At 46.9% G+C, this 17,177-nt stretch carries 8 protein-coding genes; 5 read left to right on the plus strand and 3 right to left on the minus strand.

Features of this window, described 5'->3' with window-relative positions; all coding sequences use genetic code 11:
• Window positions 1–22: 22 nt before the first annotated feature.
• Complete coding sequence (locus tag ED312_RS23570; protein ID WP_148044207.1) at window positions 23–277, minus strand: hypothetical protein; 255 nt, start codon at window positions 275–277, stop codon at window positions 23–25.
• Window positions 278–520: 243 nt separating this feature from the next.
• Entirely contained in the window at window positions 521–4,564 is a 4,044-nt protein-coding gene (locus ED312_RS03880) for a hybrid sensor histidine kinase/response regulator transcription factor (RefSeq protein WP_123214697.1), read from the minus strand.
• Between the two features lie 345 nt (window positions 4,565–4,909).
• Here ED312_RS03880 and ED312_RS03885 point away from each other — a divergent pair, with 345 nt between their 5' ends.
• The 5 genes from ED312_RS03885 to ED312_RS03905 all read left to right on the plus strand — a co-directional run bounded on the left by ED312_RS03885 (window position 4,910) and on the right by ED312_RS03905 (window position 15,071).
• Window positions 4,910–7,201, plus strand: coding sequence for a glycoside hydrolase family 2 protein (locus ED312_RS03885; RefSeq protein WP_123214698.1), 2,292 nt, complete (start codon window positions 4,910–4,912; stop codon window positions 7,199–7,201).
• A 210-nt stretch (window positions 7,202–7,411) separates the two neighbouring features.
• On the plus strand, window positions 7,412–10,498 hold the full coding sequence (locus tag ED312_RS03890) for a SusC/RagA family TonB-linked outer membrane protein (RefSeq protein WP_123214699.1): 3,087 nt from the start codon (window positions 7,412–7,414) through the stop codon (window positions 10,496–10,498).
• A gap of 13 nt (window positions 10,499–10,511) precedes the next feature.
• Complete coding sequence (locus tag ED312_RS03895; RefSeq protein WP_123214700.1) at window positions 10,512–11,984, plus strand: RagB/SusD family nutrient uptake outer membrane protein; 1,473 nt, start codon at window positions 10,512–10,514, stop codon at window positions 11,982–11,984.
• A gap of 259 nt (window positions 11,985–12,243) precedes the next feature.
• Window positions 12,244–13,416 (plus strand): hypothetical protein, encoded by a 1,173-nt coding sequence (locus tag ED312_RS03900; RefSeq protein WP_148044208.1) that lies wholly within the window; start codon window positions 12,244–12,246, stop codon window positions 13,414–13,416.
• A gap of 212 nt (window positions 13,417–13,628) precedes the next feature.
• On the plus strand, window positions 13,629–15,071 hold the full coding sequence (locus ED312_RS03905; protein WP_123214702.1) for a sulfatase-like hydrolase/transferase: 1,443 nt from the start codon (window positions 13,629–13,631) through the stop codon (window positions 15,069–15,071).
• A 389-nt stretch (window positions 15,072–15,460) separates the two neighbouring features.
• Here ED312_RS03905 and ED312_RS03915 read toward each other — a convergent pair whose 3' ends face one another.
• Window positions 15,461–17,089 carry a sulfatase family protein gene (locus ED312_RS03915; RefSeq protein ID WP_123214704.1) on the minus strand — a complete coding sequence of 543 codons (1,629 nt, stop codon included), beginning with the start codon at window positions 17,087–17,089 and terminating at the stop codon, window positions 15,461–15,463.
• Window positions 17,090–17,177: the final 88 nt, after the last annotated feature.

Here is a 17,177-nt window from a genome sequence, read left to right on the forward strand (position 1 = left end):
AAACGCATTCCCTTAAATGGCCCTATCCGGGCTTGCGCGGGAATAAAAACCCCGGTAGTTTCCGCCACCGGAAATGCTTCCGGATCACCAGGGTGAGGAAGATAAAGACCAGGACCCCTATGGCGATCAACCACCGGCGTGGGCTGGTAGCACCGGTACGCTGTACGGCCCTGGCTTCGTACTGCCGGGCTTCCCGGGTATGGGTGCTGTCCCGCAGGCTGTATTTTTCCTGTAAGGTATGACTATGGTGTTCATTTTGCAACGCGTCGTAAGCCACCTTACACCTTTTATAGATCACCACCTTTTCCGCCTGCCCGCTAAAGCCCGAATCGCGGTGATAGCTGATGATGGCCCCCTTTGTAAAGTCTTTGAATGTATTTTACACGACCTTATAAATCAGTACATCATATTTATTTTTTCAAATAGGATACCGATCAGGACACCTATAACGGCCTTTTTGGCTTTCTTACGATAAATGTAAATCCGCAAGTAATCTCTTATTTTTTTATATTTGAAGTGATCATTTTTGTTCGGCAAATTGAGTGGGGGTTACATGAAATTCCTTTTTGAATGCGCGGCTAAAATAGTTCGGGTCGCTATATCCTACTTTATAGGCTACTTCCGAAATATTCTTGCCCTCCCGGATAAGCCGGACAGCTTTTTTCATCCGTACACGCTTAATGTAGTCCAATGCACTCAGCCCGGTGATCTTCTTCATTTTTATATGAAGTAAGGAACGACTGATCCCCGCTTCATCCGCAAGGCTCTCGACACCAAATCCGGGATTGGAATGATGTTGCTCCACCAGAGTAGATATTGTTCTCAGGAATTCGCGCTCATGATTATTTGTAGGAATATGTTCCGGGTCGGGTGTATTTATTCCGGAAAAACGTTTTTCAAGGTTTTTATTGGTCTCCAGCAGGTTGGTCACCAGCAGATCGAGTTCTTTCAGGTTAAAAGGTTTGGTCAGGTAGACATTTGCTCCCGAGGCCAAAGCATCGATCCTGAAGTTATCGTTGTTCCTGGCCGTTAATAACAGAAAAGGGATGTGGCGGGTATCGGGATCGGATTTTACTTTTCTGCAAAACTGTATTCCCGAAAGGCCGGGCATCCTGACATCGGAAATTATGATATCGGGATGAGCTTGTTCCATCTTTTTAAGGGCCTGTTCACCATCCCTGGCTGTTATGACACGGAACCTTCCGGCAAAATGGCGCTGCAGGAATTTCATGAGCTCCACATTATCTTCGGCGATCAGGATTTTAAGGTTGTTCTTTTTTTGCAGCCCGGTAAACTCCTCCGTCTCAATATTGCCGATGATAAGATCGTTCATCACATTCAATGATTTATTACCGCTAACTTTTTGCAGTTCCTTTTCGCTTTTTATTTTGAGTATTAGCGGAAAGTCTACATTTATCGTAGTTCCCCTCCCCTGTTCCGATCTTATATCCAGTTTTCCTTCCAGGAAATCGGCAAGGCTTTTTACCAGGGCCAGACCGAGTCCCGAATTGAAATTCCCGTCCTGTCCTTCCTGCTTGTAAAATGGCTCGGTGACCTTTGTGATCACCCCGGCCGACATTCCTTCGCCGGTATCGGTAAATTCAAGGAAGATCCTGCTCCTCTTTTTTTCGTCGAGAGCGCTGCTTATCCGCATGCCCAGGCGTATTGTTCCGCCTTCGGGTGTGTTCTTCAAAGCATTTGAAACGAGGTTGGTGGTAATCATTTCTACCTTGGAGGGATCGAAATAACAGGTGTATTCCGGAATTTCGGAACGAAAATCATGGTCGATCCCTTTAGCTTCAAACAGCGGGTTAAACGCTTCAAAAGTATCTTTGAGGAACAACACTATATCTCCCTTTTTAAGCTCGAGTTTCGCATGTTCGGTCTCAATTTTGCGGAACTCAAGCAATTGGTGTATAAGCTGATTGAGTTTCTCCGTATTTTTTTTGATCGACAGCAATTCTTCCGGAGGGGCACTCCTGTTCACTTTTTCCCTGAAAAATTTTTCGACAGACGCCATGATCAGCGTCAAAGGGGTCTTGAACTCGTGCGAAATGAACGTAAAGAAATTGAGTTTGTGCCGGTTCAGTTCATTGATCTTTTCCTTTTCGAGCCTTTCCATTTGCAGGGCCAGTTTCTGATCGTGAACGAACCTTACAAACCGCCAGTAGGCATAGACTATCAGCAGGATGATCAATACGTAAGCAAAATAGGCTATATCGGTTTTCCAGAACGGCGGGAGGACAGTCAGCGCTATTTTCCGTTCATTGTTCAGGGAAAGCGGCAGGGTCCTGACCCTGAAGGTATAGTCACCGGGAGAAAGGTTGGTGTAGGTCGCCGTGGTTTTGGTGCCTACCTCATTCCAGCCGTCGTCAAAACCGTCCAGCTTATAGGCGTACTTTACGGCGCCTTCGTTACCGTAATCAATGGCCCCGTACGCTATGGAGATAACATCCTGTTTATGGTTCAGCCTTATCTTGTCCTGATAATTGATATGTTTTTTCAACACCCCTTTTTCTGTAACCGGAACTTCCCGGTTAAACAGTTGAAAACTGTTGAATTCCAGGTCCGGTGTCCCGGGAGACTCATTGAATTCGGCAGGATCTATGACATTCAACCCATAGACCGATCCGAAATAGAGCATGCCCCTCCTGTCCCTGAAAGCCGATTTGAAATTGAACTGGTTCGTACTGAGCCCGTCTTCGATCCCCAAATGCCCCAGGCTGTTTTTTTCCGGGTCGTAAACACTTATTCCCTTATTGGTCGATATCCATATTTTTCCGAATTCATCTTCCAGTATTCCGTATGTATTGCTGTTCGGCAGGTTTTTATTCTGTTCGAAAGACTCAAGGTTTTGCCCGTTTTTCCTGTGCAATACAACCCCCTGATCCAGGGACCCGAACCAGATATTTCCTTTTGAATCTTCATAAGCGCTTACTATTTGCCCTTTTTCCCCGGAACCGGTCCCTGAAACGATCTCGGGATGGGTAAGCTCTCCCGTTTCAGCATCGAGCCTGTATACACCCGAACGACGGGTACAGATCCAGAGGTTATTTTCGGAATCTTCCAGAATGTCATACACAAACTTATTGCCCAAAACTTCAGCTTTGTAAAGACTGAACTTCTTCGAGTCGCGATCGTATATATTCAGGCCGAATTGCGTTCCCACCCAAAGCCTTCCGCTCCGATCCTCACGGATAGCATATACGCAATTATTGGACAACGAGTTCTTATCGTTCTTATCAAACTTAAAAACCGAGATCTTCCCGGTCTTTTTCTCATACCTGTTCAGTCCGCCCAGGAAGGTCCCTATCCAGATATTACCACGGCTGTCTTCTTCCAGGGAATGGATATTATTGCTGCTCAACCCATCTCCCGTATTCAAGAACCGAAAGCGTTCGCTCCGCTTGTCAAGGATACTGATGCCCCCGTCTTCGGTACCTATCCAGATTTCCCCGTTTTCCATTTCAACGATCTGGCTTACGGCTTTTCCCCCGATGGAATTTTTATAATCGCTCGGAAAGTATTTAACGACTCCCCCGGATCTGGGATTTGTATAGTTTACGCCTCCGAAGTAGGTCCCGATCCATACAATCTGTTCTTTACTGATAAATATGCTGTAAACCGATTTATCCGAAAGTGTTTCGGGTTGTTCGCTGAACGACTGCGTGTAGTAATTTACCAAGGCCCCGGTTTCCTTGTCATAGACAAATATACCGCTCTCGGTACCCAGCCAGAGGTTATTCCCGGTCCCCTGGTCTATGCTCCGGATGACTTCGGCCTCTATGGTATTCGAATTGCCGATAGCCATGTGCCGGAAAGAATCACTGGCCTTGTCAAAATAAAACAGGCCACGTGACGTCCCTACCCAGACAGCTCCCTCCCTGTCTTTAAAAAGGGTGTTGATGGTAAATATATTGCCGTCGGATGTATGCGGACTGTCAGGGATCACGTATTTCTTTATGATCTCCCCGTAGTTATTGATCAGCAATATCCGTTTGTTGAGTGCCGCCCAGAACACATTTTTTTTGTATGCTGCAATAGCTTTAACAGTACTTCCTTTTAAGTAATGGTGTACGGTTTCCTCTCCGTCAATCGTAAAAAGGCCTCTGCCCGCTCCTACAAAAACAGTACCGTCACCGGACTCGAAAATGGCATTTACAGTGCCTGTGCTCCCTTTCAGCAGATGCCTGAAGAAATGCGTCCCGGGTTCAAATTTGTCCAGTCCCGAATCGGTGCCGATATATAGTCCGCTTTCCAGGTTTGCAACTGTATTGATCTGATTGCTGTTAATGCTGTTGTCATTTTCCGGATCGTGATAATAAGTCGTGATCTTACTCCCGTTATAACTGTTGAGCCCTTCCCTGGTACCAAACCACATGACCCCGGTAGCGTCCTGGGTAATATCATAGACCGTACTATGGGTTAAACCGTCTTTCGCGGTTATTTTTTCAAATTCGATCTCCTGTCCGCCGGACCTGCCCGGAAATATGAATACCGACAAAAGAAGGATCTGCATTAAAAAAGCAAACATCTGTCTGAAAAAACGGGGGAAAATCTTCATAATATCTCTACTTGAACGGGGATTTCAAAAAAATAAACAAAAATGCTATGAGTGTAAACAAAAGTACAGAGCGACAATTTAATATTCATTTAACATTACAAAATGAAATCATCAAAATATTACACACTATAATGAATTAAACACAAAATTAACGAGATAAAACTAAGACATTTTTAACAATTATCAATATGGAAAGATATACTTCTATAAAAACCCACACCATAAACAGGAGGCCGGGAAAAATAATTATCCCCGGATCATCCTTCTTTTTCCCGGGGATTTTCAACGAAATATCCCAGCCCGAAAACACAATCCTTATCCAACTCCGAAATAATTAAAAGATCAATGAAGAAAATTGTATTTGCACTGATTCTCATCCCTTTCCTGGGTATGGCACAGAAAGCGGAAAATGTACTTAAATTCTCTCTTCCAACTCCATGGGCCAAAGATGTTAACCCGGAAAACGTCTGGAACGAATATCCGCGTCCCCAGATGAAAAGGGACAACTGGAAAAACCTCAATGGGTTGTGGAAATACGCTATCCTCCCCGTTTCGGAAGAATTCCCCTCCCGCTTCCAGGGCGAAATACTGGTGCCCTTTGCCGTTGAATCGGAACTGAGCCAGGTAAAAAAAATGGTTGGCAAGGACAATAATCTTTGGTATCAGACGAGCTTTACGGTTCCCGAACATTCCGGAAGCGAAAAGATACATCTGAATTTCGGGGCCGTAGACTGGGAAGCGACGGTCTTCATCAACGGGAAGAAAGCCGGCGAACACCGCGGTGGGTTCACCCCGTTCAGCCTGGATATCACCCCCTATCTGAAAAAAGACAGGCAAACCCTGACCGTAAAGGTCTGGGACCCTACGGATGCCGGTACGCAACCCAGGGGCAAACAGGTGGCGGACCCCAGGGGCATATGGTATACACCGGTTACCGGGATCTGGCAGACCGTATGGCTCGAAAAAACAGCTGAAGATCATATCACCACCGTCAAAAACACTCCGCATATAGACGACGCCCTGCTTAGATCGGAGATTGCCATCAGCGGGCTTTCACATGATGGTGTCCTGAAAATTACGGCCTTCAGTAAGGGGAAGGAGATCGCGACCTCAAGCCGCGCATTGAAACAGGGACAGGAAAAGGCCGTTTTTCAGTTAAAGATCCCGGACCAGATCCTCTGGAGCCCGGAAAACCCGCATCTGTATGACCTGGAAATACAGCTTCTTAAAAACGGCAAGGTCGTGGACAAGATTTCCAGCTATTTCGGAATGAGAAAGGTCGGTCTGGGAAAAGACGAAAACGGTCATACCCGGATCTTATTAAATAACAGGCCCCTTTTCCAGTTCGGATTACTGGACCAGGGCTGGTGGCCGGACGGGCTATACACGGCCCCTTCCAAAGAAGCTATGATGTACGATGTGGAAATGACCGAAAAATGGGGCTTTAACATGCTTCGCAAGCACGTAAAAGTAGAGCCCGCGGTCTTTTACTACGAATGCGACAAGATGGGAATGCTGGTCTGGCAGGATATGCCCAACGGCAATTATTTTGAGGACCTCCGCATCCAGGCCTGGGAGGAAAAGGATGCCGAGAGAACCGCGGAATCCGCAAGGCAGTTCGAAACGGAGCTGAAAGAAATGATGGATCACCTCCACGCTTTTCCCTCCATTGTAGTCTGGGTCCCGTTCAACGAAGGCTGGGGACAATACGATACCGAAAGAGTGACCGAATGGGTAGAAAATTACGACCCCAGTCGTTTGATCGATTCTCCCAGCGGATGGGCAGACCGGGGAGTCGGCGATATCATCGATGTACATTTATACCCCGGCCCCGGAATGGAATTTCCCGAAGAGAACAGGGCCGCCGTTATCGGGGAGTTCGGCGGCATAGGCTGGGCTGTGGACAACCATATCTGGTGGAACAGGAAAAACTGGGGATATCTCACATTCAAGGATCAAAAAGAATATAAAGAACGATTCATCGCATTGATGCGGGACCTCACGGGATTAAAGAGTTCCGGGCTTTCGGCAGCCATATACACACAGACCACGGATGTCGAAGGTGAAGTAAACGGACTGATGACATACGACAGAAAGATCTCCAAATTAGCCCCGGAAGAAACCCGGCCTTTGATAGCCCCCCTTTACAAAAAACCGGGCAGGCTGATGACCATTATTGCCGATTCCGAACACAAACCGAATACCTGGAAAACAGCTTATAACATTGATCCGGACTGGAACGGAGAGCCCCGGAAGATCAAAGGATGGCAGGAACAAAAAGCGCCTTTCAGCTCGTATGACAACTACTTTTTACCTGATGGAAGCACATGGAAAACCCGGGAAAACCTGGGCCTGTTCAAAGTATTTGATCTTGATCGTATTCCCGAAGAGATCATATTGCGGTATTACCTGGACAAGGCCGGCATGAAGGTTTATTTGAACGGGCAACTCGTTACCTCGGAAAAACACGAGGGAGGACGCAAAAGACATTACAGGAACCTACTTATTTCCAATGCCCGGAAATACCTGAAAAAAGGAAAAAACACCATTGCCATACAGGTTCTGCCTCAAAATAAAGATCACGCATTCGACCTGGGCCTGTATACGGCAGATATAAAGGATGAAAAAGAATTTTAAATGGCAACTACGAAAACTTTAATGATGATAAAAAGCATATGTACCCCAGGACTACCGGACACTTAAACTAAGCGGATTTTATGCCAACCGGACTGGAGAACCCGATCCCCAAACCGGGAGGTATCAGTTTAACCATCCCTGTCCGGAGCCTTTTATCGCTGTTCAGGGCGATACAAACCCAAAACCAAAAGTCAATCTAAAACACACATTATGACAAAAGCTAAATCTCGGCAGGTACTTATTTCCTGTTTGTCGGTCATCGTTTTCCAGATCACAGGTTTTACGGCGAGCGGACAGGACAGGGAAGTCTCGGGGACCGTAACTTCATCCGAAGACGGACAGCCCCTGCCCGGTGTCAATGTTATTGTAAAAGGCACCAATAACGGCGTACAAACCGATTTTGACGGAAATTACGTGATTGATAACGTATCAGGCGACGAAACGCTGAAGTTCAGCTACCTGGGGTTTACAACCCGGGAGATCAATGTTGATGGTCGTTCCACCATAAATGTGGTGCTCGAGCCGGGCCAGGAAGCGCTGGACGAGGTTGTCGTCATAGGTTATGGCTCCGTTAAGAAAAGTGACCTTACCGGGGCCGTTTCATCCGTAAAAGCGGAAGACCTGAATCCCGGGGCCAACGCATCGGTAGAACAGGCTCTCCAGGGACGGGTTGCGGGAGTACAGATCAGCCAGAAAAGCAATGAACCCGGCGGTGGATTAAGCGTAAACATCCGTGGTTCCGGTTCCATAAATGCCGGTACGGAACCCTTGTACGTGATCGACGGGATTATTGTAAACAACGGCGCTGTCGCCGCAACCGGGGGCGCAGGATTTACAGCAAACTCCACGCCCCGGAATCCCCTGAATACCCTCAACCCTGCAGATATCCAGTCGATTGAAGTCCTGAAAGATGCTTCAAGTACCGCAATCTACGGATCCCGGGGCTCTAACGGGGTTGTTCTGATCACGACAAAAAAAGGTAAAACCGGGAAACTCAGGGTCAATTACGATTTTTATTACGGTATGCAGGAAGCTGCCCGGACACTCGACCTGTTAAGTCCGTCGGAATACCAGACCGTTCTCAACGGAATTATCGATGACGGAGGCGGGGATCCGGGCCAGAGGATCGAAGAGATCGAAGACGGGGGAACAAACTGGCTGGACCAGGTACTGCAGGCCGCCCCCACTCAAAATCACAATCTGTCCTTTTCCGGGGCCACCCAAAACCTGAACTATTATGCTTCACTCAATTATTTTAGTCAGGAAGGCCTGGTCAAGGGGTCCGGGATCGAACGTTATAACATCCGCCTGAACCTGAATTCCAATTCCTCTGAGAAATACAAATACGGGATAAATATGAATGCTTCTTTCATCGGGGATGATTTTGCATCTACCGGGTCCGGAATCAATGAGAACGGAGGCGCCCTTTATGCTGCCATAAATTACGACCCTACCATAAAACCCTATAGCGCAGACGGCTCTTACCGCCTTTCGGATTTTATCACTATAGACAATCCGCTGTCCATACTCCGCGGTGAAGATGCAACAGGCGAGACCTTCAGGTTCTACGGAAACACCTTTTTCGAATACTTCCTGCTCCCCTCCCTGTCGGCCAAAGTGCAGTTAGGAGGCGATACGCAACATGTACGGAGGGATATATTTATCCAGCCCTACACTTTGAACGGAGCAGGAACAGGAGGGATCGCAAGCATCCAGACGGGCAGAAAAGACTATGTTTCCATCGAGGGTACACTTAATTACAACAAGGATTTCGGTGATGATAACCTGGCAGCCATGCTGGGAGCTACCTATGAATATTTTCAGACCAAGTCATTTTCAGGCAATGCCCGGGGATTTGCCCTGCCCGATCTGGGAACCGATGCCATCGGCTCGGGAGACCCGGAGCTCAACAACCTCGGAAGCGGAAGAAACCAGGCGCGGTTTATCTCTTACCTGGCCCGGGTAAATTATTCGCTGAACGACAAATACCTGTTTACCGCATCGATCAGGGCCGACGGGTCGTCGAGGTTCGGCGACAATAATAAATTCGGTTATTTCCCTTCGGGAGCAGTGGCCTGGAAGATCCACAGCGAAAGTTTTATAAATAGTGCGGAATGGATCAGCCAGCTGAAATTAAGGGCCAGCGTGGGAAGTACCGGGAATGCCAACATAGGCAACTCCCTGACATTCCAGACTTTTTCGGCCGGGGGCGATCTGCTTTTCGGCGATGACTTTTACAATACCATCTACCCCACACGTATCGCCAACCCCGACCTCACCTGGGAAAAGGCGGTACAGTATGACTTAGGGCTGGATTTCGGTTTCCTGGATCACAGGATCTCCGGTTCCATAGATTATTTTAACAAAAAGACCACCGACCTGCTCCTGGTCGTACCCCAGGCGCTGAATACGGGATTTGAGGGCCAGACGCAAAACCTGGGTGGCGTGCGTAACCAGGGCCTTGAGTTTACCCTGAACCTGGATATTTTCAGAAAAGACAATTTCAGCTGGGAACTATCCGGGAACTTCGCTACGCTGGACAACAAGGTTCTCGACATCGGGGACCGCGGCGATATTATTCGCGGGGGACAGTCACAGATCCCGGATTTCAGTATTGTTTCCCCGGGACGGACACTAGACAGCTATTACGGTTTTATCGTTGATGGTATCTGGCAGGAAAGCGATGATTTCAGTATCACCGAGCCCCAGGTGCAACCCGGGGATATCAAATACCGGGACGTCAATGGCGATGGTGTTATCAATGCAGATGACCGGGTAATCCTCGGAAATTCCATTCCCGACTTCACATGGGGGCTGACGAGTAATCTCAAACTACATGGTTTTACACTCGATATCGTTATGCAGGGCGTTGAAGGTGTAGAACGATTAAACGGTAATCTCATCAACACCTATTCCCCCAATAATTTCCGGAGAAACCGTATCGCCGATCCCTTGCTTAACCGGTGGACGCCGGACAACCCTACGAACAAATATCCGTCTTTCGTGAACCCTACTTCACAGGGAGGGGCAAATGCCCTCATAAACAGCAGGACCGTAGAAGACGCTTCCTACTGGAGATTGCAATCCGTCAGGTTGGGATATCAATTCTCCCCGGAAACCCTGGGATTCATCAATAACTTATCGATCTACGTAACAGGACAGAACCTGCTGACGGTTACCGATTACAGCGGTGTGGACCCTGCCGCAAATGCCAGCGGAAGGAATACCACAGCCCTGGACTTTAATGCCTACCCGGTACCAAGGACATACCTGATAGGACTTAACATCGAATTTTAAACAAATTACCGACATGAAAATCACAAGCATAAAAAATATTTTGACGGGGCTGGCCCTTTGCATCCTGTTCACTTCCTGTGAATCTGAACTGGACATGCCCCCGGTGGATGAATTTTCTCCGGACAATGTGATACAATCCCAGGAAGGCCTCGAAGCTCTGCTGTTTTCGGCCTACCAGTTCGATAATGCCGGAGAAACCGTAAAAGATGAAATCCTGATCAATGAAGTCACTACCGATATCGGCTTTGTCCGGCAAGGAGCTGTAGAACGGGAGATGAAACCCTTTTTAGACTTCAACTGGGACGCTTCGGTCCCTAAATTCGACCAAGTTTTCTGGATACCCCGGTACCGCGCCATAAGAGATGCGAACACTGTACTGGAAAATATAGAAAACTCACCGGTCAGCGAAGAGGCCAAGGCGCTTATCACTGCAGAAGCCCGTTACCTGAGGGCTGCCCAATACGCCTTTTTATACAGGTATTTCGGTGTGGTTCCGCTCAGAACGACCACAGATCTCGAAGCCCAGCCGCAGGAATTATCCCTGCCCTCGGAAGAAGAGTTTCTGACCTTCGTGGAAACGGAATTAAGAGAAGCTACCACCGATCTTTTACCCCCTTCCGAACAAACCCAGAGAGGCCGTGCCACCAAAGGGCACTCCCTGGCCATACTGGCCAAATTTTTACTTCAAACCAAACAGTGGGCCAAAGTGGCGGAGGTCACAGAAATGATCATGGACCTGAATTACTACGAACTGTACCCGGATTACAGGGCCACCTTTTTTGTAGAGAACGAAGGGAACAGGGAGATCATAGTCACATGGTCCCTGACCAATGAGCAAGGCTTCGGTAACCAATACCAGAATGGTGCCTTTCCTCCCGGTTTTATGGAGGCCGAAGCCATTCCCGAATTTACCTGGACATCTGCCATGGCCAACTGGGCCACCCAATTCAGTATAAGGGACGACTTCTACGACTCTTTCGACGCTGGTGACGACAGGAAACAAACCATCATTGAAAGTTACACCAACCTCGGCGGAAACACGGTAAACCTGAGGGGCACCGCAGATAATACCAGGAGCTTAAAATATTTTGACAATGACCAGGTGGGGAATTTTGCCGGTTCGGATCATCCCTACATAAGATATGCGGATATCCTTCTTGCCCGGGCAGAAGCCCTGAACCAGCTGAACGGCCCCACCCAGGAAGCCTTAGACCTGGTGAACACAGTCAGGACCCGGTCTGTCGACGATCCGTATACCCTGGCAGTAGTAGGGAACAAGGACAGCTTTAACGATATCATTTTACAGGAACGGGGCTGGGAATTTTTCTCCGAAGGCAAGCGCCGGGAAGACCTGGTACGGCACGGCAAATTAATTGAATACGCACAGCAAAGAGGGGTCAATGCCCGGGAATTTCAGCACTATTTTCCATATCCGCAAGCCGAACTGAACGCCAACCCGGCTTTAGAACAACGTAATGGTTATTAAGAAATATATAACTGAATTATGCATATAGATTCTATATATATTAAACTCATAAACAAATGGTTAAACATCTGCATGTTCTATAAAACAGATGGACATTTCAAAAGTCTCCGAACTTTCTGACCATGGTGAAAAACTTTGTGGTCTTTGTGGTTTTCCATGTCATGGGCTTTATTTTACCACAAAGATTCACAAAGCAGGTACAAAGAGACACAAAGAATTATATAGAAATTAAACATATAACTCGATAAAAACATATAAAATGAGTCTCATTCGCCACATAATGATTTTATACTTGTTGCTCCTGTCCCTCACCGGCTATTCACAGGAATTGGGAGCTAACTTTAACCACAATCCCGAGATCATGGATTTTAAATATCTTGGGAAGGCCCAGGTCAACTGGATAAGAACAACACCGAGGATCATGGATTACGCCTTTGGTGACCTTAAGGCAGAAAACGATCCGGCATTGACCCGGGTCGTCGAAGCCGGAAAAAGGGGCTACAAACTGGCCTTCGGGTTTCGCTGGGATTTTGCCAAAAACAACATGCGCATTCCCGCACCAGGTTCCCGGGAGGAAAAAGAACTGTTCGATACCGCCTCTAAGATCCTGGAAGTGGTAGGCCCTTATGTCGACATTTTTAAACTGGGGAACGAACCCAATCTCGAAACCATGGACCGGGATATGAAGAAAAAGGCCGATGGCAGTATTCCCCTGGTGGATTTTACCAAAAGGTTGCTGTATGAAGTGGCACTCCCCTATTTTGAAAATGATACCGTTGCGGGAGTCCCGGATATCTATGTAGGCTCCTTTCCCGCCTTATTCGAAAAGAAGTTCCGGGAAAACCAGGCCGTAAATGCCCTGTTGCGCTTTACACAAAACAATCCTGATATTACGGGGCTTGCACTCCACCTTCACATCGCAGATACCACGGAGATTGACCGGGCCTTTGAATATGCAAGGTCTATCGTAAAGGAAAAACCGATCATCGTACCGGAATTTTCGCTTCACAGGTTATACCGTTCCAAACTTTCAGAGCCGCTGAATATCAATGAAGCCGGAAAGCAATTCGCCATAAAATACGGCCGTGACCCGGAGTGGAAACTCTATCAATGGTATAAAGAGGCCAATACAAACCGGGTGAGCCCCGAAGAGTGGGAAGCCATGTTTGCTACACGCCCGTGGTACCCTCAGCATTACCTGGATATCTATTTCGACAGGTTTGAGAAATACGGAGTGGTCCTGGCCACCTATCCCCTGCTGCAACAAAGCTGTCCCAGGAATATGACCCCCGGTTCTCCCGCATGGTTTATCAACCCCATATTCTGCCAGAAATCCCTCGAATTACAGGTAAACGGTTCGGTATCTCCAAATCCATTGTGTTTTAAGGATTTTGTAAACATCGTCAACACTAACAGAATACCCGAGAATTAAATAACGTAAGTTGATTTTTATTTTAACTCGAACTCACTCACGTTAGTATTAACAAGCTGTATACAGTAAGAAACAAAATTACCCATGGAGAAAATACGATATCCCTATAAATACCCGCCCTTTTGAAATCAATGGTGCCAGGAACCATAATAGAATTTTAGTAATATTACAGATAAATGGATAGCGTAGAAAATATTCAATAGGTCAGGTATATGAAAATTAAAAATCATTATTTACTATTCCTTGCACTAATAGCTTTCCTCTCTTGTAAAACTGAGAAGGAGGAAGAAAGCAGGTTACTGGGTGAGAAGCCCAATATTATTATAATCATGGCCGATGATCTTGGAAATGGCGATGTAGGATACCACGGGAGTGATATTAAAACCCCGAATATTGACAGATTGTCAAGAGAAGGGATTGTTCTGAACAGATTTTATGTGGCGCCGGTTTGCTCTCCCACAAGGGCAGGACTTATGACGGGACGATATCCTGATCGTTTTGGGCTCAGGGAAACCGTGATCCCTCCCTGGAGGGATTTTGGGGTAGATACCACAGAGGTTTTTTTACCTGAAATATTGGCTAGGGCAGGCTATAAAAACCGGGCGGCCTTGGGGAAATGGCACCTGGGGCATTCCCGCAAATATTATCATCCTTTAAAACGCGGATTTACCCATTTCTATGGTCACTATAACGGAGCTATAGACTATTTTACACATAAGAGGGAAGGTGAGTTGGATTGGCACAATGATTTTGAAACTTCATACGATAAAGGTTATGCTACTGATTTAATTACGGAAGAAGCTGTTAAATCCATTCGGGACTATTCCGGTGAATCCCCGTTTTTTTTATATATAGCCTATAATGCCCCTCACGGACCTTTGCAGGCAAAAAAGGAAGATTTGTTGAAATATGGATTTGAAGCGGATAAACCTCTTTTTAGCAAAAAGAAAGGGTATGGCGAAACAGGGCGCGGGAATACCCGCAGGCAGACCTATTCGGCCATGGTAACGAGTATGGACCAGGGCATCGGGAAAATTATGAAGACCCTCAAAAAACTGGGGATTGAAAAGAATACCCTGGTTCTGTTTTTAAGTGATAATGGCCCGGCACCCCATGAAGGAGGCACTACCGCCGGCCTTAGGGGACATAAATTTCAGGAATGGGATGGGGGCGTGAGAGTACCTGCCGTAATGAAATGGCCCGATGGTCTTGAAGGAGGACGAACAGTTGACCAGGTCATGGGATATATTGATGTATTACCTACCTTAAAAGAAATAGCCGGGATAAAAACCCAACCTGAAAAAACGTTGGACGGAGTAAATATGCTCCCGGTTTTAAAAGGTAAAAAACAGAAAAGGGAACGGGATTTTTACCTCGGATACGGAGCAATTGTCAATACGAAATGGAAATTAGTGAAAAAGAATAGCAGGAACACCAGGATGAGAGTAAACGAAAATATGCTGTTCAACATGCAGGAAGACCCCGGGGAGACCACGAATATAAAAGAAAAACATTCTGAGATTTTCGAAAAATTAAAGCAAACCGTGGATAATTATGACGCTATTGAATCCAAACAGGAAGTCCTCCCTTACGAGGATGGTAAAAAAGGGTTTAAAGCTCCGAGAGAATGGAATATAGAAGATTATCCGGAATAACCAATGTCCGTTTTGGTTAACATCCTCAGGGCATAAATCAGAAATTTTTGGATATTAATACTGACTTAAGCGTTTGAGGTCCATTCCCCCTATTAAACGATCATATCTGAAGACTTATTCGGGTAATGCTCTTCGAGACTTTAAGGAGTTCCCGGATAAAGGCTGTTTATACCTTATGGTCCGGGAAAAGATAGAGGTTTTTGATATGAAGAATATTCCTGTGCAGAAAAAGGTAGGGAATATCATTGATAAAAGAATTGGTAGCTTAACCTCACAAGTAAGAAAAAGGGCTCCCCTGTTTTGTCTTTCGTCTCAAAAGGGGAGCCCGCTTGCGGGACGGGGAGTTTGAGCTTATACATTATTCAGGTTAAAGAGTTATTCCCGATGACTTAAAAAAAATTATCCGGTTTTGGAAACTTCCGGATCGGGGAATACCTTTTATAACGATCAAAAATTTCCGTGTCCGGCCCAACGACCCTCGGGTCCTTCGTCCTTTTCAATTCGCTGAGCAGTTCTTTTTTCAACCGTGTTTCCTCTTCTGCAAATTCCGGCATTCCGGCGAGGTTCTCCAGGCAATACGGGTCTGTATTGATCGCGTACAGCTCAAACTCCGGTCTTTTGTCCACGGCCAGATCCAGGAATGGCTTTATATCCGTATCACCGGCATGTTCCAGAAGATAGGTTTTCGCGGGGCAATCATCGATATCGGTATAGGCACTTTGCGGGATATATTTCCCGTCGTCCCCTATACCGTTCACGGGGAGCAATTGCAAAGTATCTTCGGGATCAAATTTTCGGGGTGCTCCCGCAGGCCACCGTTCCGGCCGCATGTTCCAGATATACAGGAAATCCCTGCTACGTATGGCACGTTGAGGATAGCCCCGGTTCTCATACCTGGACGAGGAATGGCGCTCCCGGCCTGAAAAGGCATAAGCATTCTCTCCCTTTACATAGCCTTCCTCATTTGACGTAAGGATATCCAAAAAGCTCTTTCCCGTAACCGGCATCATATCCCCGGGGCCTTTACCGGCAATCTCCAGAATGGTAGGGGCTATATCCACAAAGGATATCGGGTCTTTGATGACCCTTCCGCCCGGAAATTTTTCAGGATAACGAATGGCCATAGGAACATGGATCCCATACTCATAACTATTGGCCTTGGCCCTCGGAAACGGTTTGCCATTATCCGAAGTTACGATTACAATGGTATTGTCCAGTTCCCCGATGTCTTCCAGATACTGTAAAATATCCCCGAGATGCCTGTCAAACCACTCCACTTCAACGGCATAATCCAACAGATCGCCCCGGATCTCATCATTATCCGGGAGAAAGCCGGGCACTTCCGCGTCTTCCAAATGTTTTCCCATCCTTTTCCAGGAACCTTTTTCATAAGGCCTGTGGGGTTCGTGCGCCCCGTACCAAAAGAAGAAAGGTCTGTCCTTCCTTACATTTTCTATAAAGTATTTAAAATTCCCGAAATAGTCGGTACCGCTAATTTTATCGGCATAGCCTTCGAGGTTCGATCTGTCCTTTTTATCATAGCTTATTTCAGAATGGACCATACCACCCGCATTGGTAACCCGCCACAGGGAATCATTGGTATTTCCGGCATATTGAAAAGGCCCCACCCCTTTCCCGGTACGTCCTGTACTATATCCGGCCTTCTCCAATTCATCAATAAAAGGGACGTACTTTTTAAGCCAGGAAGAGGCATGCTGACCGGATTGTTCGTTTTGCCACGGATAGCGTCCGGTTACAATAGAACTCCGGGACGGGGCGCAGCCCGGTGACCCGGCAATGCAACCGGCAAAATACACTCCCTCACGGGCCACCCGGTCAAAGGCCGGAGTATTGACAAATTTGCTGCCCGAAAAGCTGGTATGGGCAAAGGACTGGTCGTCACTGATCACAAAAAGTATATTGGGCCGTTTCAGTTCCGGTTCCGGTTTCGTTTGCCGGCAGCCCGGTCCGGACCATAGTACCAACAACAAGACAATAATTCGAACGTTTTTTAACATAGTGTTTTTTTTGTTGAGTTATACAGTGAACTCGTTTAAACTTTTTTTATTGAAGCGAAAATGAGTCATTTTGGGGCCAATTGCAGCC

The organism is Sinomicrobium pectinilyticum, from assembly GCF_003725735.1.
In the GTDB taxonomy this organism is placed as follows: domain Bacteria; phylum Bacteroidota; class Bacteroidia; order Flavobacteriales; family Flavobacteriaceae; genus Sinomicrobium; species Sinomicrobium pectinilyticum.

Bases quoted from the DNA above. Each gene is read 5' to 3' on its own strand.
- ED312_RS03915 (WP_123214704.1), bottom strand. From the start codon at position 17,089: ATGTTAAAAAACGTTCGAATTATTGTCTTGTTGTTGGTACTATGGTCC.
- ED312_RS03895 (WP_123214700.1), top strand. From the start codon at position 10,512: ATGAAAATCACAAGCATAAAAAATATTTTGACGGGGCTGGCCCTTTGC.
- ED312_RS03880 (WP_123214697.1), bottom strand. From the start codon at position 4,564: ATGAAGATTTTCCCCCGTTTTTTCAGACAGATGTTTGCTTTTTTAATG.
- ED312_RS03885 (WP_123214698.1), top strand. From the start codon at position 4,910: ATGAAGAAAATTGTATTTGCACTGATTCTCATCCCTTTCCTGGGTATG.
- ED312_RS03900 (WP_148044208.1), top strand. From the start codon at position 12,244: ATGAGTCTCATTCGCCACATAATGATTTTATACTTGTTGCTCCTGTCC.
- ED312_RS03905 (WP_123214702.1), top strand. From the start codon at position 13,629: ATGAAAATTAAAAATCATTATTTACTATTCCTTGCACTAATAGCTTTC.
- ED312_RS03890 (WP_123214699.1), top strand. From the start codon at position 7,412: ATGACAAAAGCTAAATCTCGGCAGGTACTTATTTCCTGTTTGTCGGTC.